Genomic DNA, 25,584 nt, shown 5'->3' with positions numbered 1-25,584 from the left:
GCATTCGTTACTGTATATCCTGCATTACTCTCAGGCGGGCACCGCGATCGGGGTGGAAACCGCCCGCGTCGGGAGATCGAAGTGCACGCCCGTGAGATCTTCGGAGACGCTCCACAGGCGCGCCGCCGCGTTGAGGTTCCGCCCCTGCCCGACCACGTTGGTGAGTTCAACATCCCCTAGCAGGATCTGCGCGGGGCCGTAGAAGTCGCCGCCGTGCACGTCCGGCGCCGCTGCCGCGTAGACCTGATAGCGCGCGCCCTCGTAGGCGGACTGGGACGCGACCGATGCGAAGGCAGTAGACCACCAGTGGCCGAGTCCATGCTGCGGCGGGTGCTGCAGCCCGGTGCGCGCGTAGCCGGGGTGGCTGGCGACGCTGATCGTGTCCGCGTCGATGGTTTCCAACCGGCGCTGAAGCTCCAACGCAAACAGTAGGTTTGCCAGCTTGCTCTGACTGTAAGCCGCCCAGGGACGGTAGCGCTTCTCACTTTGCAGATCGTCGAAGCGGATGCCCCGGCTGAGCAGGTAGGCGTCGTCACCGTCAGCAGGTAGGCGGCGCTGCTGACGGTGACGACGCGACTGTGCGGCGTCTTCAGCAGGACGGGCAGCAGCAGGCCGGTCAGGGCGAAGTGCCCCAGGTGATTCGTGCCAAACTGTGTTTCGAAACCGTCCTCCGTCTTGCCGTGCGGCGGGGTCATGATGCCCGCGTTGTTCATCAGCACGTCCAGGCGTCGGTACGCGGTTCGGAAATTGGACGCAAACCGGTGTACCGAATCCAGGCTGCTCAGGTCCAGGGCCAGCACGTCGACCGACGCGCCCGGCGCACGGGCGAGCAGATCGCGCCGGGCGCGCTCCGCCTTGGTCATGTTGCGGCAGGCCATGACGATATGCGCTCCCTTGCGGGCGAGCGCGACTGCGCTTTCGTAACCGATGCCGCTGTTGGCTCCGGTGATAAGGACGACTTTGCCGGTCTGGTGCGGAATGTCGTGTACTGTCCAGCTCATGAGGTGCTCTCCGTTTTGAAGACTCGTGGCGGCCTCTCGCGCTCGCCGATGATGTCCAGATAGTTCGAGTGCGCTCGAATGAATGTTCATTCGAGTCCCGGCAAAAAAAGAGCAATTATTTCATGACCATCTCGTAGCACAGGTTCGCGATGGCTTCCAACTGGGTATCGTCGAGGCGCTTCAGTCCGGCGCGTTGGTTCTTGGCGATGTGGATCGCGACGCCAAACGTCAGGGCATACAGGACGTCGAACGGAAAGTCTTTCGGCTGGCGCTGGCCGTTGCGGTTCAGCAGCAGACGAAACAGGACCGGCACGCTCTCGGCTTCGGCAGATTCGGCCCGGCGCAGGACTTCATCGGGCACGCCCGGATGAAAGTAGGGCGAGTTTTCGTAGTGTTCCAGAAACCGCGCCTCGATCTCGTGCGAGATGTAGAAACGGTACGCGTTCAGCCACGCCCGGCGGAACGCCTCGTTGTGCGGCAGATCGGATGTGACGCCTTCGGCCACGGCCTGCTTATAGTCGTGCTTGACGGCCATGTAAACGGCGTGGATCAGGTCGTCCTTGTCCGCGAAGTAGTGGTAGATGGTCCCCGCGCTGGCTCCCGACTGTTTTGCGATAAGCGATACGGGGGCGTCGTACAGCCCGCGCTCCGCAAAGAGCTGCAGTGCTGCCTGAAGGATCGCGCCCCGTTTGTCGAGCGTCATGTGAAACCCCGTTTATGTCTTCGATTGAACGTTCATTCGATCATAGTCACAAATGCAGCTTATGTCAAGCCCTATTGACTATTTCTTCTGAACGTCGCCGGAACTACACACCCCACAAGGCGGGGATTTATACATCGTGGGGAAAATTATACGTTCCTTATGCGCAGCGTTGACCTTGTTCTTATAAATTGATCCTATGCTTAAGGGTGTGATGAAAGTTGGCTTATCGGTAGATATCAACAATCTGGCGCTGCTGTGGCACACGCGGCGCGGATGAACGGTGTAGGAGGAAATGGACGATGTTAGGGTTGATGACACGGAATTGGTGGGCTGTGGCGCTGCGCGGTGTCGTGGCGGTGGCGTTCGGGATCATGGCGATACTGTGGCCGGGGTTGACGCTGGCGACGCTGATCCTGCTGTTCGGCGCGTATATGCTGGTGGACGGTTTGTTCGCGGTGGTCGCTGGCGTGGCGTCGGTGGGTAAGGATCGCTGGTGGCTGCAGCTGCTGGAAGGGCTGGCGGGCATCGTGATCGGCGTGCTGACGCTGATCTGGCCGGGTTTGACCGCGCTATCCCTGCTGTACTTCGTCGCGGCGTGGGCGCTGGTGACAGGCGTCATGGAAATCGTCGCCGCCGTGCAGATGCGCAAGCTGATCGACAACGAGTGGATGATGATCCTCAGCGGCGTGCTGTCGGTCCTGTTCGGCGCGATCGTGATGCTGTTCCCGGGCGACGGCGCGCTGGCCCTGACGTGGCTGATCGGCGTGTATGCGGTGATCTTCGGCGGCGCGCTGCTGGTCCTGGCCTTCCGGCTGCGCGGCCTCAAGGACGGGCGCGAGACCGGTACGCGGTTCACTCCCAGCGAGCATGGCATCTAACACCGCTGTTCCACATCCTGTAAATACAGCGTCTCCCGCGGCTCAACTATCGAGTTGCGGGAGACGCTTTTTGTATCTGCGACCCGGCCCGGCGATTTACCGCCGCAGGTGCAGGTCGGGCCGGCGCGTCCAGCGCGCCATGAGCGGGCAGACGTGCGTTTCCTCGTAGGCCAGATGCGCCCGCAGCGCGTCCGCCAGCCGCCGCATATCGTTGTTCAGCACGTCCGGCTCCACGGCGGCGAGATCCAGGATCGCCGCGTGAAAGCGGTCGATCAGCACCGACAGCTCGTCGTGCTCGGCGTTGAGCCGCGCGACGATGGCCGGGTCCAGCCCTTCGTCTTGCAGCAGCGGGAACACGCCATCCGTCTCGATGGAATGGTGCATGTGCAGATACTGCGTGTACTGCGTCCCGGCGTGGATCAGCGCGCGGGTATGCTGGGCCGTGTCCGGCCCGTCGAGCTGGCCGTCGCCGCGCAGCAGATCCTCGACGTAGGCCAGGATCTCGGCGAGCTGGTCGCGGAACATGTCGTGGATGGCGAGAAATTCCTGCACGAACGGGCTGCGGAGCTGGTCTTCGGTGGCGCCTTCATAAGGCAGGGTCATGGTGTTGCCCCATCGGTACGGTGAGATCGGGTACGCACGATCTTGCGGCGAAGGTGGGAACGGACAGCGAAAAGCGCATCAGGCTCCGGTGACGCATCGCCGGAGCCTGACAATGATGCTATTGTAGCATGTTTTCGGGCAGGTCAACTGCAATGACTTCCCTTTTATACCTTATTATTCCCTATAAATGGGAGTTTATTGACAGATTAGGGACTATTACGTACTATAAGAGCCATGAACGAACCCAAAGAGTACTATTCTACAGACGAGGTTGCGGCGTTGTTGGGCCTGCATGTCAGGACCATTCGACGCTTTATCCGCGAAGGCAAGCTTAGAGCCACGCGAGTTGGAAAGCAGTTCCGGATCGCGGAAAGCGACCTCAGTAAGCTGGTCGGTTCCGATGGAGAAACGAAACCCGCCAGATCACAAAATCGCCGCCGGCACATTGTGGCCTTAACAACGGTAGATATTGATGCGGTTGGACCTGCGGAGCGGGAACGCCTCGTAAATCTGCTCGGTGGCGCTTTTAAATCCCTGGATAACGAGCAAACCAGCCGACGGTTTGACGCAATTTATTATGAAGAGGAGTGGCGGCTGCGGCTCCTTATCAACGCTGACCTCGATGTCACAACTGCGGTGCTCGGCATGATCCGAGTTGTGCTAGAAGAGATGGAAAACGGCTGAGATACGACCATGCAAGAAATAACGCATACGGCGTCCCCCGTCTTTAAGTCGGCGCACGCTGAAAGTGAAGTCCTGAACCGCTATAAAGAGCACCTTCGCTTGTGGCCTGTCCCCAACGAGCAGTCGTATATCCCAACGCGTCAGGGCAATACGTTCGTTGTGGCGAGTGGGCCGAAGAGCGCTCCGCCCATCGTTCTGCTGCACGGCACGATGTCTAATGCGGCGTCATGGATGCGCGAAGTGGTCACGTGGGTAAAGGAATTCCGGGTTTATGCGGTCGATGTCATCGGTGATGCGGGGTTGAGCGCCCCTTCCCGCCCGTCATTCGCCTCGAACGCGCACGCGTTGTGGCTGAGTGATGTGCTGGACGGCCTGGACGTGCCCCGCGCGTCGGTTATCGGAACCTCGATGGGCGGCGCGATCGCCCTGGACTTTGCGATACGCCTGCCCGAGCGTGTGGACAGTCTGGTCCTCATATGCCCTGGGGGTGTCGCCGATAAAAGTATCATCCGGTGGGCACTCCCGCTCTTGCTGCTTGGCCCCTGGGGGGCGCGGAAAGTCAGAGAGAGAATCATCGGCAAGTTCCCCGAGCCGGAGTCGGATGAGGCGAAAAAGTTCGCTGAACTTACGGATTTAACCTTTAAAAGCATGGTCCCCCGGACGGAGAACCTGCCATCGTTCACGGACGAGCAGCTCGCCCGGCTGACGATGCCGGTATTCGTCCTGCTGGGTGGCCGAGACGTGACGATGGATTCTGACGTGATCAAGCGCCGGTTTGAACGGCATATCCCGCACGCCGAAATTCTGCTGGATCTGAGTGCACGTCATTATCTGGGCGATCGGTCGGCAGCGATTGCACAGTTCCTGCACCGTGCGTACGCGGCAGACGATGCCGTGGAATAAGGCCGCACCACAGCCATCACCTTGGCCGGAACCGGTCGTTATCGAATCCGCCAAACAAACCGAGGCCTGTCATGTCGATAGGCCTCGGTTTATCGTTTGGTGCTGTACCGTTGTTGCAGCGCGGATCCGGCGTCAGTTCAGCTTGATTCCGCGGAGGCGCAGCGAGTTGCCCACCACGAAGATGTCGCTGAAGGCCATCGCCGCCGCCGCCAGGATCGGGTGAAGCTGCTGGAGCATCTCCGGCGCGGCATCCACCGGGGCCAGCACGCCCGCCGCGACCGGGATCAGGATGACGTTGTAGGCGAAGGCCCAGAACAGGTTCTCCTTGATGCCGTGTACGGTGCGCTTGCTGAGCCGGATGGCGCGGGCCACGCCACGCACATCACCGCTGATCAGCGTTACGTCGGCGGCTTCCATCGCCACGTCCGTGCCGGTGCCGATCGCGATGCCAACATCCGCCTGGGCCAGCGCGGGCGCGTCGTTGATGCCGTCGCCCACCATACCTACCAGGAAGCCTTCGTCCTGAAGCTGCTTGACGTAAGCCGCCTTGTCGCCGGGCTTGACCTCGGCAAACACGCGGTCGATGCCCACTTCGTGCGCGATGGCGTCGGCGGTGGCCTGGTTGTCGCCGGTCATCATGACGACTGTCAGGCCCATCTCGTGCAGACGCTGCACCGCCTCTGCCGACCCATCCTTGATGGTGTCGGCCACGGCGATCACGGCGCTGGCCTGCCCATCGACGGCCAGCCACATCGCGGTTTTGGCTTCGGCTTGCAGGCGCTGCGCTTCGGCTTCCAGCCCGTTGAGGTGCACGTTTTCGGCGGTCATCAGCGCCATGTTGCCCATCAGCACTGCGCGCCCATCGACCTCGGCGCGCACGCCCTGCCCGGTCACGGATTGGAACTGCTGTGGCACGGCCAGCGCCAGCTTGCGCTCGTCCGCCGCCCGCACGATCGCTTCGCCCAGTGGGTGTTCGCTGCGGCGCTCGGCGGTCGCGGCCAGGGCCAGCAGCGCGGATTCGTCCAGCACGGCTTCATGGCTGACCACGATATCGGTGACGCTCGGCTCGCCGCGCGTCAGCGTGCCGGTCTTGTCGAGCACGACGGCGGTCAGCTTATGCGCGCGCTCCAGAGATTCGCTGTTCTTGAACAGGATGCCGTTCTCCGCGCCCTTGCCCATGCCAACGATGATCGCGGTCGGCGTGGCGAGGCCCATCGCGCAGGGGCAGGCGATCACCAGCACCGCGATCATGCGCACCAGTGACGCGGTGAAGTCGCCCGTGCCGATCATCCACACCGCGAACGTCAGGATCGCGATGGACACCACCGCCGGGACGAAGATCGCGGAGATCTGGTCGGCCAGCCGCTGAATGGGCGCTTTGCTGCCCTGGGCCTGCTCGACGAGGCGCACGATCTGCGCCAGGGCCGTTTCGCGCCCGACGCGCGTCGCCTCGAAGACGAGCGTGCCCTGTTTGTTGATCGTCGCGCCGATGACGGGCGCGCCCGCGCTCTTTTCGACGGGCAAACTCTCACCCGTGATCATGCTTTCGTCCACGGCGCTCGTGCCGTCCAGCACCGTGCCATCGACCGGGATCTTCTCGCCGGGGCGCACGATGACGTGATCGCCCACGCGCACCTGCTCGACCGGGATGTCGAGTTCCTCACCGTCGCGGATCACGCGTGCAGTCTTGGCGCGCAGGCCCATCAGCTCTTTGATCGCGCGGCTGGTGCGGCCCTTCGCGTAGGACTCGATCAGCGTGCCAAGGGTGATCAGCGTGACGATCGCGGCAGCGGATTCGAAATAGACGTGCCCGCCCATGATGCCGAGCGTGACGGCGATGCTGTAGAAATAGGCCACGCTGGACCCCATCGCCACCAGTACGTCCATGTTGGCCGAGCCGTTGCGCAGCGATTTATAGCCGCCGGTGTAATATTCGCGCCCGGTGTAGAACTGGACCGGCGTCGCCATCGCCCAGAACAGAACATTGACCCACGAATCGTGCGCCCAGTGCCCCAGCAGGCTGAAGTCGCGCGCCATGCTCATGATCAACAGCGGCAGCGTGAAGACGAGGCCGACCGTCAGGCGCGTGATGTTGTGCCGGATCTCGGCGCGGCGCGCGGTCTGTTCGGCGTCTTCCAATTCGGCTTCATCTTCGGCCTGGACCACGCCGTAACCCGCCTTTTCGACGGCGGCAACCAGCGTCTCGCGGCTGATGCCCGGCGCGGCCTTGACCAGTGCGTGCTCGCTGGCGAAGTTCACGTCCGCATTCAGCACGCCGTCCACTTTGCGCAGCGCGCGCTGCACGTTGGCGGCGCAGTTGGTGCACGTCATACCGGTGATCGCCAGATCGACCGTCTGCTCCGGCACGTCGTAGCCCGCTTTGCGCACGCGCGCGATGACGTCAACGGGTTTGAGCAGCGAATCATCGTAGGTGAGCGTCAGCTTTTCGCTGGCGAAGTTGACGTTGGCTTCCTGTACGCCGTCCAGCTTGCGCACGCTGCGCTCGACGGTCGCCACGCAGTTGGCGCAGGTCATGCCGGTGACGGGAAGATTAAGGGTTTTTTCTGCCATCGTGTGTTCCTTGGGGCGCGTGAGTCCGGCCCCGAATTGTCGGGTGATGAATGTAGGCGCGGAAAGTGAGTCGTAGGGGCGTATTGCGATACGCCCCTACTGTTTCCGCATCAAAGGGGAAACTAGTTCGACGCCGGGGGGTAATTGATCTCGACCAGCAGGTCGTTGATCTGTTCCCAGGTCGCCGGGGTGTCCCACTCGACGGTCACCTGACGGGTGTCCTTATCGGCCTCGACGCGCTGCACGCCCGCCAGATCGCTGACTTCGTTCTTGATGGTCATGACGCAGTGACCGCAGGAAATATTGGGGACTTCAAAGGTCTTGCTGGACATGTGTTGGCTCCTTGAACTGACGTTGTGAATACGATGAGAGATGGTGCGTAAAACCGGGTTGGTTCAGGGCTTGTTGGTCTGGCGGAACACCTCGGTGATTTCGCCCAGGACGCGCTCGCGCTCGTCGGGATCGTCGCCGCGCATGGCGGTGGTGACGCACGTGTGCAGGTGCGAATCGAGGATGCTTTCGCTCACACGCGACAGCGCCGTCTGCGCCGCCTGAATCTGCTTGATCACGTCGATACAGTAGCGCTCGTCTTCGAGCATGCGTACGATGCCGTTGATGTGCCCCGAAACGCTTTTGAGACGGTGAATCGCATCGACGCGTGTGGTGTCGTCCATACCCAGTGCTCCAATTCTTACCCCACCCCCAGGGGGGAGGGGGTATCTATGGGTGTATGTTACTTCTGGGGGCCAAATTTGTCAATGGGGATATGAGTAATTACATGCCAGATGTGGCAGATCGGCGGGGCAAAACAGGACGGATGGGATCACCCCGCCCTGTACCGATCCGGGTACAATTCCCGGCGTTTCCTGATGCAACGAGGCCCACTAAATGGAAAATCACGCTCGCTCCACGCCCGGCGCTTTGCGCGGTCCTGCTCGCAATACATTTATCTTCGTCATCTTGACGATGTTTCTCAATGCGGTGGGCTTTGGGCTGCTGAACCCGGTCGCGCCGTTTTTGGTGTCCGATTATGTCAAGAACCCTGCCGACCGGGGCGTGATGGTTGGCTGGATGATCTCGATCTACGCCATCTGCCAGTTTTTGGCCGCGCCGGGGCTGGGCGCGTTGAGCGACCGCGTGGGCCGCCGCGCGATCCTGTTGGTCTGTCTGGCGGGGTCGGCGGTGGGCTACCTGATCACGGGCATCGGCGGGGCGCTGTGGGTGCTGTTTTTGGGACGTGTCATCGACGGGCTGACGGGCGGCAACGTGGGCGTGGTGTATGCCACCGTCGCGGACGTCACGCCGCCGCACGACCGCAGTAAATATTTCGGCTGGCTGGGCGCGGCGGGCGGCATCGGCTTCATCATGGGCCCGGCCATCGGCGGCTTTGCATCCGGGTTGGGGCACGCCGCACCGCTGTACGTGGCGGCGGCGCTGACCCTCGTTAACCTGCTGCTGGGCGTGTTTTTTATGCCGGAGACGCTGCCGCCCGAAAAACGCGTGCAGCAGGTCCGTCTGGCGCAGCTCAACCCGTTCGGCGTGCTGAGCAAGGTGTTTGCGATTCCGCAGCTTCGCTGGCTGCTGGCGGCATGGTTCCTCTATAACCTGCCGTTCGCGGCGCTGCAAGCGAACCTGGGGTTGTACGCCATCGATACGCTGGGCTGGGACTCGACTGGGACAAGCTCGATCTACGTGCTGGTCGGCCTCGTGAACATCACGACGCAGGGGGTGCTGCTGGGGCGGCTGTACCGGCGCTTTGGGGACAAACGCCTGATGATGGGCGGCATGCTGCTGCAAGTCGTGGGTTATACGGTGATCGCGTCGGTGTTGGTGGCGAAAACCTCCGTCGTGCTCTACCTGGGCATCCTGTTCTTTTCGTCAGGCAACGGGCTGATCATCCCGTCGATGAACGGCCTGTTTTCAAGGGCGGCAACCGCACAATCGCAGGGACGGGTTCAGGGCGGCGGCCAGTCGGTGCAGTCGCTGGCGCGCATCGTCGGGCCGTTGATGGGCGGCGAATCGTATGACCGCTTCGGCCACGCCGCGCCGTACCTGTCGGGGGTGGGACTGGTGCTGGTATCGCTCGCCACGGTGGTGACCACGCTCCCCGCGATGGAACCGGAACGGGCTCCCGCCGCGGCGGATTGATGCGGCCCCGAACGAGACGTAAAAAGCCCCCGATTGGTCAGGGGCTTTTTTGTGTAACAGATCTGACCTTGCTTACACGGGTTACCCCATTTCGCCCTGGCCCTGGATCGCGTCCCCGGTCAGGACGACCATGCCCGGTGGGGAATGACGCCGCACATCCAACCGTTGTACAGGCCGGAGGCAAGCTGCGAAGCGGCACGGCGCCGTCCGCGCCACGTCTGCCTTCGCAACCGGGTCCGTTTCGCTGCCGATCAGCAACCTTGATGTCGCGATCTATGACAGCCCGCGTAAGATCGCGTGAGCATTTTGTCTTTCGGATTGAATCGGGGACTGCTAAACTGTATGAGTAGTCACTCAGGGAATGTCTAAGATCACGCGACAGCCTGAATATCGTCACTGAGAATAATTTCACAAACGCAGTATAGTTTGCTTACTTTGAAGCACCATAAGGAGATATCATGGCGAATCTTTCAACGACGTATATGGGGATTGAACTCAAGAATCCCTTGATTGTGGCCGCTAGCTCTATCTCAAACCAGGTCGATCGGGTAAAGCGCGCTGAGGAATATGGTGCGGGCGCGCTCGTGATTCGCTCGATCTTCGAAGAGCAGATTCATGCTGACGGCATGACGATGCAGGATTTCCTGGAGCGGATGGCGAACATCTCGCCGGAAATTAACGCCTCGTTTTACCCGCCCGTCGAGTACGGCGGTCCGCGCGAGCACATGATGTGGGTGGAGAAGACCCGCCGCGCCGTGAGCATGCCGATTTTCGCCAGCCTGAACGCCGTGAATCCGGGCGCGTGGGTGGAATATGCCAAGCAGCTCGAAGAAACGGGCATCGACGGCCTGGAAGTGAATTATTACACCGTGAATGCGGACATCAACCGTACCGGCAGCGATATGGAAAAGGCGCTGTACGACATCGTGTCGGGCGTGAAGGACGCGGTTAAGATCCCCGTGGCGGTCAAGCTCGGTTCGGCGTACACCTCGATTGCGAACGTGGTCAACGAGCTGGACAAGCGCGGCGCGAACGCGGTGGTACTGTTCAACCGCTTCCTGCAGCCGACGATCGACATCGATACGGAAGAACTGACCAACCAGATGACCTACAGCCATCCCGAAGAAATGCGGATGCCGCTGCGCTGGGTCGCCCTGCTCTATGGCCGCGTGAAGCTCGACATGGCGCTGAACACGGGCGTCCACACCGGGCGCGACATCGCGCGCGGGCTGCTGGGCGGCGCAACGGTCGTGCAGGTGGCGTCGGCGCTGCTGCAAAACGGCCTGCCGTACATCTCCACGATGCTGATGGACTTGCAGGGCTGGATGGGCGAGAAGGGCTACGAGTCGATCGACGAGTTCCGCGGCAACCTCAGCCAGCAGAACGTCGAGGATCCGTTCGGCTTCGAGCGCGCGCACTACATGAAACTGTTGATGTCGCAGGAATAAGCGGCACGCGGTTCAATACGAGTTTCCAGCAGGCCGGATCACCCGATCCGGTCTGTTTTTTATACGCCGCCAAACAGATCGTTGATGACGTCGGGCGAGGTGGGCGGGATCTGCGCCAGGGCGAGGTTCTCGTCTACGTGCGCGGGGGCGCGCATCCCGACCAGCGCTGTGGTGACGCCGGGCGTGGAGCGGACAAACTGGATCGCGCGCTGGGCGTCCGTGTCCGTGCCGGGGAAGTAGGGCGAGAGATCCGCCATAAACGGCGTGGCGAGCAGCCCTTGTTTGAGCGTCGCGCTGGCGATCACCGTCAGACCAAGCTCGTTGGCCGCCGCGATGGGGCTGAAGAACTCCCCGCCGACCTGCTGCGTGACGAACGCATATGCTTCGGTCATCATCAGGTTATAGGGGATCTGGACGTAACAGAAATGATTCCCTTCGCCCGCGACCTCGAACGCGAGGCCCATCAGCTCCGCCAGCGAGAGGAAGTCTGGTGCGTCGGGCGCGACGCGCAGCGCACTCCAGGTAGACACGCCGTACGCCGCAATCTCGCCGCGCTCGACGGCGGCTTCGAGCGTTTCAAACGCGTCGAGCAGACGGCGGCGGAAGGTCTCGTGCGTGTTGGTGAGCGCCTGCGTTTCGGGGTTGTGCAGCAGGTAGATGTCGAGCGTGTCCACGTCCAGATTACGGCGGCTGAGCGCGATCATCTCGTCCAGAAAGGCGGGCGCGAGGCAGTGCTGGTAACTCGCCGCGAAGTCGTTGGGATGCGCCAGTCCCGGCTCGATGAACGCCTCGTAGACCCATTTACGCGGGTCGGCGGGCGGCGCATCGTCGAAGGGCACGAAGCCGCCTTTGGTGGCGATCACCACCTCGTCGCGCCGGATGTCGCCGCGCTTGATCGCCGCGCGCAGCGCCCGCCCGATCGCACGCTCGCTGCGCTGGTAGCGGGCGTTGATGGCCGTGTCGATCACGTTGCAGCCCTGCACCAACGCGCGCTCGACCGCCGCCTGATAGGCGGCATCGGTCGCGTCGTCGGGCGGGCCCATAATCGTGCCGAGACCCACACTTGAGACGGTCAGACCGTCGCTGGTCAGCCGGAAGTGCCCATCCGCCACGCGACTGCCCATGCGCTGCGCATAGGTAACGGTCGCTTCAGGGGTGGCACATCCGCGTTGACTCATGCTGAATACCGCGTCTCCGCCAGCGGATCGCGCCCATAGGCCAGTACGTCCGCCGCTTCTGTTTGCAGCCATTCTTCGAGCAAGGGGGCCTTGGCGTCCTTTTCGGACAGGATGGGCTGGTCGGTGGGCCACTCGACGCCGATGGCCGGATCGTCCCAGCGGATGCCGCCCTCGCCCTTGGGGTTATAGAGCGCCGTGCACTTGTATTGCAGCTCGGCCACGTCGGACAGCACGCAGAATCCGCGCGCGAAGCCGGGTGGCGCCCAGATCATGCGCTTGTTCTCGTCGCTGACTTCGCAACCGTACCACTGACCGAGCGTGGGTGAGCCCTTGCGGATGTCCACGGCCACCAGGAACACACTGCCAACCGTGACGCGCATCAGCTTCGCCAGCGGTCGGTCCCATTGGAAATGCAAACCGCGCACCACGCCGCGCACCGAGCGCGAATGGTTGTCTTGCACGAACTCGTACGGAATACCCAGCGCCGCGAACGCGTCCTTGCGATAGGATTCCATGAAGAATCCGCGCTGATCGGGGAACGTGCGCGGCACAATTACTTTGATTTCGTCCAGGTGGACGCTTTCGATTTCGAACGGCACGATCTTCGTCCTTGCCTGTATTCAGAACAACCCTGCTATCACACGGTTCACGCACGCCGTGATCCGTACGCGCCCCATTCTATCCGGCCCTGTCCCGCTTGGCGAGTGGGTGGCCCGGAAAACAGCCAAAGCAAACGCGACCTCACCCCTTGGCCCGTGAAACGAAAAGTCGGGTCGGGCGGGGTCGATTGTAGGGGTGTATCGCAATGCACTCCTACAGATCGAACTGTAGGGGCAATTCATGAATTGCCCCTACACCCGAGTGCGTTTTACGTTCCAGCGAGCCGCTAACGGCTAACCGCTGCCTAGTGATATTCCTTGTATTCGCCCGGAACCGGCTCCGCGCCATCCCATACGATGCGGCGGAAGTGGTTCGGATCGGTGTTGCCCTCGGAATTGATCAGCAGCACCTGGGAGTGGTGATCGAGCTTGAGCTGTTCGCGCAGCTCGCGCAGTTCTTCCCGCTCCATGATGAACATCAGCGCGCCCAGCGACACCGCGCCCGATTCGCCGGAGATGATGAACGGATCGCCCGCCAGCGGCACGCCGTAGACGCGCATGCCCTTCGCCGCGACGTATTCCGGGCACTCCATGAACATGTCGGCGCAGTCCCACAGGATGTCCCACGCGATCGGGCTGGGATCGCCGCAGGCCAACCCGGCCATCATCGTATCCAGGTCGCCGGGGAAGCTGCGTGGCGTACCGTCGCCCGCCTCGGCGGAGCGGTAGCAGCACGCGGCGGTGCGCGGCTCGACCACGACCGAGATGGGCTTCTCCGCGCCGAACAACTGCGCGTAGTAGCCGATCACCGAGGCGGCCAGCGCGCCCACGCCCGCCTGCACGAAGATGTGCGTCGGCTTGATGATGCCCTGCGCGGCGAGCTGTTCCTGCGCCTCGACCAGCATGGTGGTGTAACCCTGCATCACCCAGCGCGGCACGTCCTGGTAGCCTTCCCAGGACGTATCCGAGATTACCTGCCAGCCGTTGGCGCGTGCGTCGCTCTCGACCTGGCGCACGGCGTCGTCGTAGGTGCCGTCCACCACGCGCACTTCCCCGCCGTTGGTTTCGATGGCCTTGATGCGCGCCTGGCTGGTGTACTTGTGCACGTAGATCACGGCGTTGTAGCCGAGCGCACGCGCCGCCCAGGCGACGCCGCGTCCGTGGTTGCCGTCGGTGGCGGCGGCAAAGGTGATGTCGCCCAGCCGCTCGCGCATGGCGGGGGACGTCAGATCGGCAAAAGACAGTTCCACATCTTCCATGCCCAGGCGCTGGCGCACGAAGTTATAGATCGCAAACGAGCCGCCGAGCACCTTAAACGAGTTGAGCGTCAGCCGCACCGACTCGTCTTTGACCCAGATCCCGCCCAGATTGAGCATGCGGGACAGGTTGGACAGACTCTTGAGGGGACTCATGCGGTAGCCGGGGATCTGGCGGTGAAAACTGCGCGCGGCCTGGCCGATGCCGGGCGGAACAACTCGATCGACCGCCGCGCTGGACGTGAATGCTTTGGCGCGCGGGTTGGCGATCCAATGGACGGGGAAAAGCGGGTCTTCGTTGTGTGGCATGTTGTGTGGTCTACCTTATCTCAAAACCGGATGGATGATGCCGCATTAGCGGCGGAAGAAATTGCTGAGTACGAACCAGACGTTCGCCGGCCGCTCGGCCAGCCGCCGCATGAAGTAGGGATACCACTGCGTGCCGTACGGGATGTACAGGCGGATGCGGTAGCCGTCGTCGTGAATCTGCTGCTGGAGCCGGGGCCGGATGCCGTAGAGCATCTGGAACTCGAAGCCGTCGAGCGGGATATCGTTCGCTTTGACGTGCTCCTGAACCGCGCGGATCATGGCTTCGTCGTGGGTTGCTACGCCCAGGTAAGCGCCGCGCGCGAGGTTTTCTTTGGTGAGGAACATCTGCGCTAGGTGCACGTAATTGGCGTCCACATCGGTCTTTTCGGCAAAGGCGCGATCCGGCGGTTCTTTATAGGCGCCCTTGCACAGCCGCACGAACGCGCCTTCTTCCGCCAGCGCGCGCAGATCGGATTCGCTGCGGTACAGGTAGGCCTGGATCACGATCCCGACGTTGTCGAAGCCTTCGGCGCGGAGGGCGCGAAACACGCCGATGGTGGCATCGGTGTAAGACGTGCCTTCCATGTCGATGGTGATGTGGTTGCCAAGCTCACGCGCGCGGGTGAGGATGCGCCGCATGTTCTCCATGCACAGGTCTTCGCGGATGTCCAGCCCAAGCTGCGTGAGCTTGAGCGATACTGTGGCGCTGACATCGCTGCTGGCGATGGTGTCCAGCACCTTGAGGTAGGAATCGGTGGTTGACAGGGCGCTGGCCTCGTCAAAGACGCTTTCGCCAAGCTCGTCCAGCGTGACGTCGATCCCTCTCTGGTTAAGGGCGCGGGTGACGGCAAGCGCGTCGTCAAGAGTGTCCCCTGCAACAAAACGATAGGCGGTACGCTGAGCGATGCTCAGGCGCATGATCCATGATTTGGCCCATGTGGCCTCGGACAGATAAAGAAATGACGAACGCAGCATGACACAAGTCCTTCGCGAGCCGATAGTGCGCCCTATTGTAAGCCCTCCGCCAAGCTGCCCACAATAGGGACTTCGGCAGTTCGAACGCCTCCAAATGGCACTCGCGCCCGGACGTGCGTGGGGCGCAGCGGCGAGATCCGGCAGTACAGCGCAGAGGGGCCACTTTACTTAACTAAAATAGAGATGATAAAATAATAGGTTAAGTTATAAAACCATTGAGAGTCGCTAGGGGGACCCATGCTCAAGGTTATGCGCTACCTGGTGATCGCCTGGGGAATCGCTGAACTCGTCCTGGCTATCGCGTTTTACGCGCAGGCGTCGTGGGTCCAAAACCTTTGGCCCTGGTCCGGTGGGTACTACAACACCGGCGACCTGTCGCGCCTCTCGACCTATTTCCTGTCCTCCATTTTCGCGGCTATGGCGGCCCCCACCCTCTGGATCGGCCTCACCGAGTCGTACGCGGCGATCGTTTCCGGCGCACTGAACCTGCTCGTCGTGTGGAGCGGGGCGGGCATCTACATGCTGCAAAGTTACCAGTCCGAGGACGACCGGCGGCTGTTGGTTGGCGCGCTGGTATGCGGCTCGCAAGTCCTGCTGAATCTGGGCGTGCTGTTGTGGGCGCTGCGCTTCAAGTACACGGACGCGCGCCGCACGCTGCTGCCCGTACGTGTTTCCTTCGCCTTTTTCACCATCGTGCTGATCGTCGTCGCGGCGGCGCTGATCTCCAAGCGGCCCAACATCTTCCCCTGGACGCTGCGCGCCGAGGTGTCGGTGGTGTATGGCTGGGTCTTCATGGGGGCCGCAGTGTACTTCGCCCACGGGGTCCTGGTGCCGCGCTGGCAGAACGCGTGCGGGCAGCTTCTGGGCTTTCTGGCCTACGATATCGTGCTGATTCTGCCCTTCCTCGACCACTTCAGCCACGTGCGCGACGAGAATCGTACCAGCCTGATCCTGTACACGCTGGTCGTGAGCTTCAGCGGCCTGCTCGCCATTTATTACCTGTTCGTGCACCCGGCCACGCGGGTCTGGCGCGCGGTGATCCCACAGCCGCCCGTACAGCCTGCAGAGAGCTAAACGGCGGCGCAGCTATCAGCCGTTCGTTTCGAGGGCGTGGGCAAGCAAAGCCAAACACAGATCCGCCCCTGTGGAAACACGCGCTACATGATTTCTGCGGTGGTGGGGGTAGCCTGCGGCGTCGGCGTGGGCAGGGGTTGATCTTCGCCGGGGGGCGGGGCAGCGGCATCGCGCGAGATGCCGGGTATGACCAGCGCGAGCTGGTACGCCTGCTCGTCCGGGCCGATCACCTGGGGCCGGTTGACCGTCTCGCGCAGCATGCTCCAGATCTCCGCAACCGCATCACCGCGCAGCCAGCGCGCTTCGCCGTTGGCGACCATCTGGGCGGGCGTGAAGTCGAGCGTTTCGGGCCAATACCAGTGCGGCAGACGGTCGTCGCGCGCGACCGGATAAGCGCTCACCCAGCCGCCCCACGGCAGCACCAGCACCGGCGTCGGGCTGAGCTGCTGGCACTTTTCCAGAATGAGGTCGAAACCGTTTTCGGGCCAGTTGGTCGCGCGCTGCACCGTGCGCACATCGTCGTACAGGTACACGGTCAGCGACTGCGTCACGCCTGCGTTGGGATCGGAGGAAACCAGTTCATCTTCCCAGGTGTAAAACCCACGGTTGATGATGTCTTCGAGGAAAGTGCGGATCGCGTCGTCCGTGGCGCGCGTTTCGAGGACTTCCTCTTCGCCGCTGTCACCGCGCGTCACCCAGACCACGCGACCATCGCCCCAGACAGTGCAGGGCGGGATGGCGTTCAGGTTGCTGGCGGACGTATTCCCGTTTTCGCGAATATCCAGCCGGACGATGATGGTAGCCGCGTCGTGTTCCCAATCGAGACGATCCAAGCCCGGGTCCGACGCAGTGTCGTCCGGGCGGGATGCACTGCCGCAGCCTGCCAGAATGGCGCTGAATGCGGCGACTGCGATCAGGAACAGGTAACGGCGCATGGTCCACTCCTGGTAATACGCCCCGGCGTTGATTCTATCTGCATTCTAGCCCGAGCCTTGATGCGCTACAAGCGCCCATTAGTCCCATCGCGCCGCCGCGCAGCTCAATTGCTGGCGCGGGTGCGGCGTGCTAAGGTTTGGATAGACGTATTATGCGTTACGGAAACCGAGGCGTGCTGGGACGATGAAACTGACCGGATGAAACGACAACATACGAAGTAAGGAGATCCTCCCCATGAAGACCATTTTTGCGATGTTCGACACGTACAAGGATGCGAAGTCGGCGGTCGAGGGACTGCTGGAGCGCGACTTTGCGTCCGACCAGATCAATGTACTGCTGCAAGAGTCGGTAGCCAAAAACGGCCAGGACGAAGGGGACGGCACCGCCACCCTGGACCAGGTGACCGCCGGGGAACAGCCCGTGCCGCTGACCGGTTCCGGCCCGGTGATCGCGGCGGGGACGTTGGCAACGATGCTGGCAAAATCCGCTGCTGCGCCGGGAACGGGCGGCGGACTGCGCGCGGCCCTGGTCGATCTGTCGATTCCCGATACGGTCGCCGAGGCGTTCGCCAGCGGCGTGCAAGAAGGCAAGATTCTGTTCTGCGTCAAGTGCGACGACGATCGCGCGGAGTATGCTCAGACCGCCCTGGTCACGCACTCGGCCCGCTATGCCGGCGACTACAACACACTCCCCACGGACGACCAGCTTTAGAATTCCCGGCGTTTTATGACTGGGCGGAGAAGGCTTCCGGCTGCGGCTGAACCGGGCCACGGGCCACCCGGCCTATACGCGAAGTGCCCGCTCCGGCTACCCCCAAATCCGCTGACTGCCTCATGCCGCAAACGCTGCATCTGTCTAGACTATGTATAGTTCGGTTTGTAAATTCGCAGCGGGGAAGAAGCGAATGAACGGATAAGCGAGTTGGTAGCTGGAGGGTAGACGGGATGGAACTGCGATTTCGTGATCGGGCAGAGGCGGGACGGCTGCTGGCATCCCACCTCGCTGCATATGTGGGGCGCAGCGATACGTTCGTGCTGGGGCTGCCGCGCGGCGGGGTGCCAGTGGCTTTTGAAGTAGCGCGGACGCTGCGTGCGCCGCTGGATGTGTTCGTGGTGCGCAAGCTCGGCGTGCCGGGCAATCCAGAGCTGGCGTTTGGCGCGATTGCCTCGGGAGACGTGAAGGTCTTCAACAGCGACATCATGTTCGGCGCCAGCCTGCCGGACGCGATCGTCAAGCGGGTCGCGACACACGAGCAGCGCGAATTGGAGCGCCGCGAAGAAGCGTACCGCGACCACCGTCCGTTTCCCGATCTGCGCGGCAAGACGGTGATCCTGGTCGATGACGGGCTGGCGACCGGGGCATCCATGCGTGCGGCGGCGCGGGCCGTGCGCCAGCACGATCCCGGGCGGATCGTTGTAGCCGTGCCGACGGCCTCGGAGCAAACGTGCCGCTTGCTGCGGGACGACGCCGATGAGGTGATCTGCGCGGTGACGCCAGAACCGTTTTCGGCGGTCGGCCTGTGGTATGAGGATTTTTCGCAGGTGAGCGACGGTGACGTTCGCCGCCTGCTGCGACAGGCCAACGAGGAGCAGGCGGGCGTTTGATGCGCCAGGGAAGAAGGCGTCGATGAGCGAGCATCTGGCAACTGGGCCGCACGAGATCGTGCTGACGAGCACCGACCGGATCTATTTCCCCGAATCAGGCATCACCAAAGGGGCGCTGCTCGACTACTACCGGCGTATCGCGGACACGATGCTGCCCTACGTGCACGATCGCCCGCTGACCCTGCACCGTTTTCCCGAAGGCATCGGGGAAGACGGATTTTTCCAGCAGAACGCTTCCGACTATTTCCCGGACTGGATCGCACGCGTCCAGGTAGACAAGGAAGGCGGCTACGTCGAACACGTCCTGGTGAACGACGCGGCGTCGCTGGTCTATCTGGCGAACCAGGGCGTGATCACGTTTCACGCGTGGCTCAGCCGCGCCGACCGGCTCCATACGCCCGACCGCCTCATTTTCGATCTCGATCCATCCGGCGCGGATCTCGCTGATGTGCGGCGCGCGGCGCGATCGGTGGGTGACTTGATGCGCGAGCTGGGATTGGTCCCGTTCGTGATGACGACCGGATCCAGCGGTTTCCACGTCACCGCGCCGCTGAAGCGCGAACAGCCTTTCGAGGCCGTGCGCGACTTTGCGCACGATATGGCCGATCTGCTGGCGCGGCACGATCCCGATCACCTCACGACCGAACAGCGCAAGGCCAAACGCCAGGGCCGCGTTTTTCTGGACACGCTGCGCAACTCGTACGCGCACACCGCCGTCGCGCCCTATTCCGTGCGCGCGAAGGAGGGTGCGCCTATTGCAGCCCCGCTCGACTGGGACGAGCTGAGCGGCGCGCAGCCCCAACAGGTCACGATCGCCAACGTATTCCGGCGGCTGGCGCAGAAGGCCGATCCGTGGCGGGATATGCCCGATCACGCCGTCTCGCTGGAGGGGCCGCGCCGCGCGCTCGACGCGCTGATCACTTGACGAACGGCTTCAGCGCCAGAACGTCCTCTTCCATTGCCGCGCGCAGGCTCCGGTTGTAAAAACCGGACGCCGGATGGTACAGCGGCACGACGGTCACTTTGCCGTATCCGGCAGCGCCTTCCAACTGCTGCCCGTGCAGATCCCCGATCTTCTGCCCTAGCTGCGGCATTTTGAGCAGATCGAGCACGAATTCCATCGAAAACCGCCCCAGTGTCGCAATGACTTCCGGCTGGATGATGGCGATCTGCCGTTCCAGAAACGGCGCGTACAGCTCGACCTCGACCGGGCGCGGATCGCGGTTTTTGGGCGGGCGATCTTTGACGATGTTGGTGATGTAGACGTTCTCGCGTTTCAGCCCAATGGACGCCAGCAGCTCGTCGAGCACGCGGCCCGCCGCACCGACGAACGGCTGCCCGCTTTCGGCTTCGTTTTCGCCGGGCGCTTCCCCGATGAACATGATAGCCGCGTTCGGGTCGCCGGAGCCGATGACCGGCAGATAGTCGTTTTCGATCCGGTATTCGTACAGCGGCGACTCCTTGAAGTCGCGCAGTTCGGCGGCGATTTTTCCTAACTCTTGAATACGTGATTCGGTCATGTGGTTTCCTCGTGGCGTTAGAACATCCGTACTGATTATAACCGGAGAGTGCTCTTTTTCGTATAGTATGCCCCAGTTAAAGATGTTCGAATCCTGTTATAATTTACTTTGTAAACGCAGCGCGACCCCGGACCTGTTAGCCCTGGCGGGGAGTGGACTACGGTCGGCAGGCGGACGGGTCGCAAGGCTAACTCCACGGCGACGCCTCGGTGTTGAGAGGCCTCGCCCTTATTGTTGGTCGGGGTTAGCTTAAGGAGGCGGCACGATGTCCGAAGAAGGCCCTACTCTCGACGAAATCGCCCAGGCGCTGACCTTCAGCCAGTTGACGCCGCAGCAGTGGAAGTTATGGAAAGCCGAAATGCGCCGCGCCCCGCAGTGGTTCGTGTTGGGACGCCCCGGATGGGGCAACGAGCGCTGGCGCGCGCTGGCCGGTCCGTTCAACAATCCACAAGAGGCGCAGCGGGCTGCCGATTCGTATGCCGATGACGGTATGCGTGACGGCCACCTTGACTTGCAGTGCGTCTACATAACTCAGGTAAAATCGCTGACCGAAACGGTGCGGATGTTCCGCAATAACTTGATGCAAATCGCTGAGGATCTCGACTCAATGGAAGCGGGCAGCGAGGTTGTACCCCTGCCCACGCCGTCCGGTGAGGAACAGACTCCGGCAAGCCTCGCGTCGTAATGGGATAACACGTCGTGTACGCAAGCCCGGCCCTCCCGCCGGGCTTTTTTGTGCCGGGGTGCATCTGGCCGGGCGGAACTCATGCTATAGTTTATAGTGTGTTTACACCCAAACCCGCAGCGCGAAAAAGAGTCTGATGGACCAACCCGTATTAAGCTTGCTTGAACGAATCCAGGCTGGGGACGAGGATGCGCTGCTGGCGCTGCATGCTCGTTACGCCAGCCTCGTGTACTCGGTGGCCTATCGCATCATGAACGATACGATGGCCGCGGAGGAAGTCACGCAGGATACGTTTATGCGGCTGTGGCATAAGGCCGCGCTGTACGACGCCCGGAAGGGATCGTTCGTGACATGGCTGTTGACCATCGCGCGGCGGATCGCGATCGATACGTTCCGCCAACAGCGCCGCGATCCGCTCCTGGAAACGCTGTGGATCGACAGCAGCACCGAGCACTGGGAAAATGCGCTGAGTGCCAATCGTGACGGGGATCTGCCGCGCTTGATGAAGGTGATCATTCAGGATCTGCCGGAGGAGCAGCGCCAGGTGATCGAGCTGGCCTATTTCTACGGCATGACGCACAGCCAGATCGCAGATTACATCGCGCTGCCGCTGGGCACGGTCAAAACGCGCATCCGGTTGGGCATGGAAAAACTGCGCGCTGCCTGGATTGACGACCCCTTCACAGATCCGGCATCTAATGATCAATCGTAGAGTCTTGTAACGGAGTATCGTGAAAGTTATCACGCCTGGACGATGGAACACGAAGACCTGTATGACCTTATCCCAGCGTACGCGCTGGATGCGCTAGATCCGGACGAAAAGGACCGGTTCGAAGCGTGGCTGCGCGCCCATCCGGACGCGCAATCCCTGTTGGACGATTACCGGCAGGTGGCGGATCACCTCGTGATGATGGCGCCGGTGCAGCCCGCCCCGGCGCACTTGCAAGCCGATCTGCGGGCGCGGCTGGCGGCTGAGCGATCGTCCGCCTCGCCTACTGCCGTTTCCGCGCCTGAGCCGCCCCCTACGCTCTCCAACGCGGGGCGCACGCTGCGGCTGCACCGGCGCTGGCGACGCACGGCCTTGCTGACTGCCGCCGCCGTGGTGCTGGTGATCGTGGCGGGGCTGGTGCTGATCCGGCCTGCTGCCGCGCCTGCGGAAAATGCGGCGGAGGCATACGCACGCATCGCCGCCGAAGACGGCGCGGGCTGGTTCGACGTGGTTCCCGGCGACGTCTCCGACGCCGTAACCGGCGATCTCGTCGTGACGCCCGACGGGGGCGAAGCCGTGATCCGCGTGGCGCAGCTTCCGCCAATCGAGCGGGACCAAACCTTCCAGTTGTGGCTGGTGGACCAGAGCGGCAGCCGGGTGAGCGGCGGATTGTTCCGCCCCGGCACAGACGATGCGACCTATATCCGCGTGCCGCTCGACAGGCCCGTGGCCGACTATCAGGCGTTCGGGGTTTCGTTGGAGCCGGATGGTGGCAGTCCGCTCAAAGACGCGCCCACCGGACCGCGCGTCTTCCTCGTGCCGCTCAGCTCCTGAGCGCAGAATCGCTGCCCCCTGTCTGCCAGAGGGCGTAAGCTGCGCCAAAAGGCTGCCGGTTTGCCCCCGAAAACATGATTGTGTGCCCTTCCCTAAGCGTTGTTGGTAGGCGTAAAGTAGAAGGATAAGGGGGAACACGATCATGACATCTTCGATCAGCTCGCATGCTTTACTGAGCGCACTGCTCCTGTACGGTGTCTGGACGGTCGCAACCTACCTGTTGGAAGGGCGGCTGCGAACACTTTTGCGTCCGGAAGCCATTCGCCTCCGGCTGACCTACAACGTGGTCGCCAATTTGCTCATCGGCCTGCTGCTCGCGGGGTGGGTTCTGCGGGCGCTGGTGGTGGAGAGCGACTTCGACGCCTCGAAGGCGGGGTTTGCCGATCTGCCCCATGCCCTGCTGGCCGTCGCTGCGGCTCTGGTGCTGGGTGTCGTGTTTTTGTTCGTGCAGAAGCTGCCGTCGCGCCATCCCATCGTGCTGCTAAACGGCTTCGCCCAGGTGTGGATCGTCTCTGCGGCGGAGGTCATGGTGTGTTGGGCGGTGGTCGGCACTGTGGCCGAAACGCGCCTCAACGATTCGGACGTGCCCGTGCCGGTTGTCCTGGCGGCGTTGATTGCTGCGCTGTTGTTCGGTCTGTACCACGCAGCCCACAGCCCGCCGTTTAATACGGTCCCGATGATCGCTAAGCTGACGGTGGTCGGGCTGGCGACGAGCATCTTCTTCTTCGTCTCGCGGGATATCTACGGTACGCTGGTTTTCCACAATTTTCTGGCGCTGTTCGGGGTGCTGACCTCACTGGGGCAGGCGGGGGTGCTCCAGCGGTACGAGAAGCCCATCCCGCCAGTGCTGATCACGGCGCTCGTTTCGCTGGCGCTGCTCGTCGTCGTGCACATCGCGTGGCTGGCCTGATCGGAATCCAGCGGCGAAAAGGTCGATCGTGCGCGCCCGCATGAGTCTTTTTGCACAGACCCTCATCTAAAGAAGTGAAGGTCGTTGGAAGTTTAAACTGAGGAGCAAAGGACCATGGCGCTCATTAATTTCTTGGCAAGCTCGGCAGGACGGATCGTGCGCATTGTTGCGGGCGCCGTACTGGTCGTGGTTGGGCTGGCGGTTGTCGGCGACACGGGCGGGATCATCCTGGCGATCGTAGGGCTGGTGCCGCTGCTGGCAGGCCTGTTCGATTTCTGCGTGTTCGCGCCGCTCTTTGGGATGCCGTTTGGCGGAAAAGATATTCGCAGCCGCTCCTGATTCCGACCGGAGTTTAAACCACAGCCGCCGGATCGTTACGCACGATCCGGCGGTTTTTTTGTGTCGGACGAAATGCTGTCGATCAGGCGTAGCGCCCTTCGGATTCGACCGAGAGCACCGCGTTGTGCGCGTCGAGCACGACGACCTGCGGCTGCCAGTCGGCAATGGGCGGGAACTCGACCAGCCCGAAGGCCATCACGATCAGGCGGTCGCCCAGGTTGACGAGGTGCGCCGCCGCGCCGTTGACCTGGATCACGCCGCTGCCCGCCTCGCCGGGGATGATGTACGTCTCGAAGCGCGCGCCGTTTTCGACGTCCACGACCAGCACTTGCTCGTAGGGGATCATCTTCACCTGCGCGAGCAGATCCGTGTCGATGGTGATGCTGCCCACATACTCGATGTTGGCGTCGGTGACCCGGGCATGATGCAGCTTGGCCCGGAGCATTGAAACTTGCATGAATCTCTCCGTTGGTTCTGCGCGACCGCTATTTTTGCAGGTCCGCTTCGCCGTATCCAATAACCAGATTATCGATGAGGCGCACGCTGCCGACGAATACGGCCATGCTCAGCAGCGCGTGAGTCGCCTCGCCGTCGATCTCACGCAGCGTGATCGGGTCGGCGGCGCTGATGTAGTCGATGCGCGCCAGCGGCTCGGCCTCGATGATCGCGCGCATGGTCGCGCGCAGGTGTTCCGCGTCGCGCTGGCCCGCCATCCACGTGTCGCGCGCGGCGTTCAATGCTCGCGAGAGCACCAGCCCGGCCCGCCGCTCGTCGGGCGAAAGCAGCAGATTGCGGCTGCTGAGCGCCAGCCCGTCCGGCTCGCGCACGATGGGGCAGACCACGATGCCGAGGTTGAAGCCCAGGTCGCGCACCATCTGCTTGATGACCGCCACCTGCTGCGCGTCCTTCTGCCCGAAGTAGGCGTACTTCGGTTCGATCACGCTGAACAGCTTGGCGACGACGGTCGTCACGCCCCGGAAGTGCCCCGGTCGCGCCGCGCCTTCGAGCGGCTGCGTGATCTCCTCCACGCTGACGTAGGTCTGGAAGCCGGGCGGGTACATCTGGTCTTCGTCGGGGGCCCAGACCAGATCCACGCCTTCCGCTTCGAGCAGCCCCAGATCGTGATCGAGCTGGCGCGGGTAGGCGTCGAGGTCCTCGCGCCGGTTGAACTGGATCGGGTTCACGAACACGCTGACCGCGACGCGATCGTTTTCGGCCCGCGCGCGCCGCACCAGCGACAGGTGCCCTTCGTGCAGCGTGCCCATCGTCGGCACGAGGCCCCAGGTGAGGTAGGGATCGGTCCAGCGGGCCGCGCGCACCTCTTCTACGGTTTTCACGACTTGCATGGTGTTCTTGTCCTTCGGTTCTGCGGCCCTGCCGCTACCTGATTCGTCTCTGCGCCGTGTCTTCCAGCGCCTTCACCAGCCGGTACAGGGTGCGCACGGCGGGCGTTTCGATCCCCGACGCCGCGCCCAGGCGCATCACCGCGCCGTTGATCATCTCGATTTCGGTTGCCGCGCCGCGCAGTACGTCTTGCAGCATCGACGAGCGGTTCAGCGCGGCCATCTCGGCGGCCCGCTCCGCGTAAGCGCCCGCGTCCGCGAACGGCAGCGCTACGCCCTGCGCCGCCGCGACCGCCGCCACTTCGCGCGCGGACTCGACCATCAGATCGTGCGCCCAGGCGGAGTCCAGCAGCACGCCGTTTTGTACGCGCAGC

Annotated in this window: 29 protein-coding genes and 1 pseudogene; 14 read left to right on the top strand and 16 right to left on the bottom strand. The window is 62.7% G+C overall.

The annotated features are described in order from the left end of the window. Positions 1-30: 30 nt before the first annotated feature. From V7116_RS07930 to V7116_RS07920, 3 genes and pseudogenes are all read right to left on the bottom strand, one after another. Positions 31-402 (bottom strand): hypothetical protein, encoded by a 372-nt coding sequence (locus tag V7116_RS07930; protein WP_324391362.1) that lies wholly within the window; start codon positions 400-402, stop codon positions 31-33. Positions 403-539: 137 nt separating this feature from the next. After that, a pseudogene (locus V7116_RS25745) lies at positions 540-1,001 on the bottom strand (SDR family NAD(P)-dependent oxidoreductase); the annotation flags it as partial. A 115-nt stretch (positions 1,002-1,116) separates the two neighbouring features. After that, positions 1,117-1,704 (bottom strand): TetR/AcrR family transcriptional regulator, encoded by a 588-nt coding sequence (locus V7116_RS07920; RefSeq protein WP_324391360.1) that lies wholly within the window; start codon positions 1,702-1,704, stop codon positions 1,117-1,119. 311 nt (positions 1,705-2,015) lie between these two features. Between V7116_RS07920 and V7116_RS07915 the strand changes: the two genes are divergently transcribed. Beyond that, positions 2,016-2,582, top strand: a complete 567-nt coding sequence (locus tag V7116_RS07915) for an HdeD family acid-resistance protein (RefSeq protein ID WP_324391359.1) — start codon at positions 2,016-2,018, stop codon at positions 2,580-2,582. Positions 2,583-2,678: 96 nt separating this feature from the next. Here the strand turns inward: V7116_RS07915 and V7116_RS07910 are convergent, their stop codons facing one another. Further along, entirely contained in the window at positions 2,679-3,185 is a 507-nt protein-coding gene (locus V7116_RS07910; protein WP_324391358.1) for a hemerythrin domain-containing protein, read from the bottom strand. Positions 3,186-3,419: 234 nt separating this feature from the next. Between V7116_RS07910 and V7116_RS07905 the strand changes: the two genes are divergently transcribed. Both V7116_RS07905 and V7116_RS07900 read left to right on the top strand, forming a co-directional pair. Next, a complete protein-coding gene (locus V7116_RS07905) occupies positions 3,420-3,869 on the top strand; it encodes a helix-turn-helix domain-containing protein (protein WP_324391357.1) in 450 nt (149 codons plus the stop codon). A gap of 9 nt (positions 3,870-3,878) precedes the next feature. After that, positions 3,879-4,772: an alpha/beta fold hydrolase gene (locus V7116_RS07900; RefSeq protein ID WP_324391356.1), complete on the top strand. Its 894-nt coding sequence runs from the start codon at positions 3,879-3,881 to the stop codon at positions 4,770-4,772. A gap of 132 nt (positions 4,773-4,904) precedes the next feature. Here the strand turns inward: V7116_RS07900 and V7116_RS07895 are convergent, their stop codons facing one another. The 3 genes from V7116_RS07895 to V7116_RS07885 all read right to left on the bottom strand — a co-directional run bounded on the left by V7116_RS07895 (position 4,905) and on the right by V7116_RS07885 (position 8,017). After that, the gene (locus V7116_RS07895) at positions 4,905-7,343 is read right to left on the bottom strand and encodes a heavy metal translocating P-type ATPase (RefSeq protein ID WP_324391355.1); all 2,439 of its coding nucleotides are present in this window, start codon (positions 7,341-7,343) and stop codon (positions 4,905-4,907) included. Between the two features lie 122 nt (positions 7,344-7,465). Continuing rightward, positions 7,466-7,675, bottom strand: coding sequence for a heavy-metal-associated domain-containing protein (locus V7116_RS07890; protein ID WP_324391354.1), 210 nt, complete (start codon positions 7,673-7,675; stop codon positions 7,466-7,468). A gap of 63 nt (positions 7,676-7,738) precedes the next feature. Further along, positions 7,739-8,017, bottom strand: a complete 279-nt coding sequence (locus tag V7116_RS07885; protein ID WP_324391353.1) for a metal-sensitive transcriptional regulator — start codon at positions 8,015-8,017, stop codon at positions 7,739-7,741. 214 nt (positions 8,018-8,231) lie between these two features. Between V7116_RS07885 and V7116_RS07880 the strand changes: the two genes are divergently transcribed. After that, complete coding sequence (locus tag V7116_RS07880; protein WP_324391352.1) at positions 8,232-9,491, top strand: MFS transporter; 1,260 nt, start codon at positions 8,232-8,234, stop codon at positions 9,489-9,491. Between the two features lie 458 nt (positions 9,492-9,949). Further along, positions 9,950-10,939: a dihydroorotate dehydrogenase-like protein gene (locus V7116_RS07875; protein WP_324391351.1), complete on the top strand. Its 990-nt coding sequence runs from the start codon at positions 9,950-9,952 to the stop codon at positions 10,937-10,939. Positions 10,940-10,998: 59 nt separating this feature from the next. On the opposite strand, the gene V7116_RS07870 is transcribed toward V7116_RS07875, so the two are convergent. The 4 genes from V7116_RS07870 to V7116_RS07855 all read right to left on the bottom strand — a co-directional run bounded on the left by V7116_RS07870 (position 10,999) and on the right by V7116_RS07855 (position 15,256). Beyond that, positions 10,999-12,117, bottom strand: a complete 1,119-nt coding sequence (locus V7116_RS07870) for an aldo/keto reductase (RefSeq protein ID WP_324391350.1) — start codon at positions 12,115-12,117, stop codon at positions 10,999-11,001. After that, positions 12,114-12,716, bottom strand: a complete 603-nt coding sequence (gene rfbC, locus V7116_RS07865) for a dTDP-4-dehydrorhamnose 3,5-epimerase (RefSeq protein ID WP_324391349.1) — start codon at positions 12,714-12,716, stop codon at positions 12,114-12,116. The genes V7116_RS07870 and rfbC overlap by 4 nt, the downstream gene beginning before the upstream one ends. 305 nt (positions 12,717-13,021) lie before the next feature. Continuing rightward, the gene (locus tag V7116_RS07860; protein ID WP_324391348.1) at positions 13,022-14,281 is read right to left on the bottom strand and encodes a diaminopropionate ammonia-lyase; all 1,260 of its coding nucleotides are present in this window, start codon (positions 14,279-14,281) and stop codon (positions 13,022-13,024) included. Positions 14,282-14,326: 45 nt separating this feature from the next. Next, the gene (locus V7116_RS07855) at positions 14,327-15,256 is read right to left on the bottom strand and encodes a proline dehydrogenase family protein (protein ID WP_324391347.1); all 930 of its coding nucleotides are present in this window, start codon (positions 15,254-15,256) and stop codon (positions 14,327-14,329) included. A 237-nt stretch (positions 15,257-15,493) separates the two neighbouring features. Here V7116_RS07855 and V7116_RS07850 point away from each other — a divergent pair, with 237 nt between their 5' ends. Then, entirely contained in the window at positions 15,494-16,330 is an 837-nt protein-coding gene (locus V7116_RS07850; protein ID WP_324391346.1) for a hypothetical protein, read from the top strand. An 83-nt stretch (positions 16,331-16,413) separates the two neighbouring features. Here V7116_RS07850 and V7116_RS07845 read toward each other — a convergent pair whose 3' ends face one another. Next, positions 16,414-17,265 (bottom strand): hypothetical protein, encoded by an 852-nt coding sequence (locus tag V7116_RS07845; RefSeq protein ID WP_324391345.1) that lies wholly within the window; start codon positions 17,263-17,265, stop codon positions 16,414-16,416. Positions 17,266-17,500: 235 nt separating this feature from the next. On the opposite strand from V7116_RS07845, the gene V7116_RS07840 reads away from it, so the two are divergent. From V7116_RS07840 to ligD, 3 genes are all read left to right on the top strand, one after another. Continuing rightward, positions 17,501-17,977: a hypothetical protein gene (locus tag V7116_RS07840; RefSeq protein WP_324391344.1), complete on the top strand. Its 477-nt coding sequence runs from the start codon at positions 17,501-17,503 to the stop codon at positions 17,975-17,977. A 233-nt stretch (positions 17,978-18,210) separates the two neighbouring features. Further along, a complete protein-coding gene (locus V7116_RS07835; protein WP_324391343.1) occupies positions 18,211-18,870 on the top strand; it encodes a phosphoribosyltransferase in 660 nt (219 codons plus the stop codon). A gap of 22 nt (positions 18,871-18,892) precedes the next feature. Next, positions 18,893-19,795 carry a non-homologous end-joining DNA ligase gene (ligD, locus tag V7116_RS07830; RefSeq protein ID WP_324391342.1) on the top strand — a complete coding sequence of 301 codons (903 nt, stop codon included), beginning with the start codon at positions 18,893-18,895 and terminating at the stop codon, positions 19,793-19,795. Here ligD and V7116_RS07825 read toward each other — a convergent pair. Further along, positions 19,788-20,390, bottom strand: coding sequence for a uracil-DNA glycosylase (locus V7116_RS07825; protein ID WP_324391341.1), 603 nt, complete (start codon positions 20,388-20,390; stop codon positions 19,788-19,790). The genes ligD and V7116_RS07825 overlap by 8 nt on opposite strands. A 265-nt stretch (positions 20,391-20,655) precedes the next feature. On the opposite strand from V7116_RS07825, the gene V7116_RS07820 reads away from it, so the two are divergent. The 5 genes from V7116_RS07820 (at position 20,656) to V7116_RS07800 (ending at position 23,867) form a co-directional block, all read left to right on the top strand. After that, a complete protein-coding gene (locus V7116_RS07820; RefSeq protein WP_324391340.1) occupies positions 20,656-21,075 on the top strand; it encodes a hypothetical protein in 420 nt (139 codons plus the stop codon). 136 nt (positions 21,076-21,211) lie between these two features. Then, on the top strand, positions 21,212-21,787 hold the full coding sequence (locus V7116_RS07815) for a sigma-70 family RNA polymerase sigma factor (protein WP_324391339.1): 576 nt from the start codon (positions 21,212-21,214) through the stop codon (positions 21,785-21,787). Between the two features lie 42 nt (positions 21,788-21,829). Then, on the top strand, positions 21,830-22,618 hold the full coding sequence (locus V7116_RS07810) for an anti-sigma factor (RefSeq protein ID WP_324391338.1): 789 nt from the start codon (positions 21,830-21,832) through the stop codon (positions 22,616-22,618). 142 nt (positions 22,619-22,760) lie between these two features. Continuing rightward, a complete protein-coding gene (locus V7116_RS07805; RefSeq protein WP_324391337.1) occupies positions 22,761-23,528 on the top strand; it encodes a hypothetical protein in 768 nt (255 codons plus the stop codon). Positions 23,529-23,642: 114 nt separating this feature from the next. After that, positions 23,643-23,867, top strand: a complete 225-nt coding sequence (locus V7116_RS07800) for a YgaP-like transmembrane domain (protein ID WP_324391336.1) — start codon at positions 23,643-23,645, stop codon at positions 23,865-23,867. 82 nt (positions 23,868-23,949) lie between these two features. Here V7116_RS07800 and panD read toward each other — a convergent pair whose 3' ends face one another. From panD to V7116_RS07785, 3 genes are all read right to left on the bottom strand, one after another. After that, positions 23,950-24,324, bottom strand: coding sequence for an aspartate 1-decarboxylase (gene panD, locus V7116_RS07795; protein ID WP_324391335.1), 375 nt, complete (start codon positions 24,322-24,324; stop codon positions 23,950-23,952). 28 nt (positions 24,325-24,352) lie between these two features. After that, positions 24,353-25,213: a pantoate--beta-alanine ligase gene (gene panC, locus V7116_RS07790; protein ID WP_324391334.1), complete on the bottom strand. Its 861-nt coding sequence runs from the start codon at positions 25,211-25,213 to the stop codon at positions 24,353-24,355. A 34-nt stretch (positions 25,214-25,247) separates the two neighbouring features. Continuing rightward, on the bottom strand, positions 25,248-25,584 hold a 337-nt coding region (locus V7116_RS07785; protein ID WP_324391333.1), incomplete at its 5' end, for a ketopantoate reductase family protein.

This window comes from Aggregatilinea sp. (assembly GCF_036822615.1).
Taxonomy (GTDB): domain Bacteria; phylum Chloroflexota; class Anaerolineae; order Aggregatilineales; family Aggregatilineaceae; genus Aggregatilinea.
Note: the sequence above shows the minus strand (reverse complement) of the source record. Positions and strands in the feature narration are given on the sequence as shown.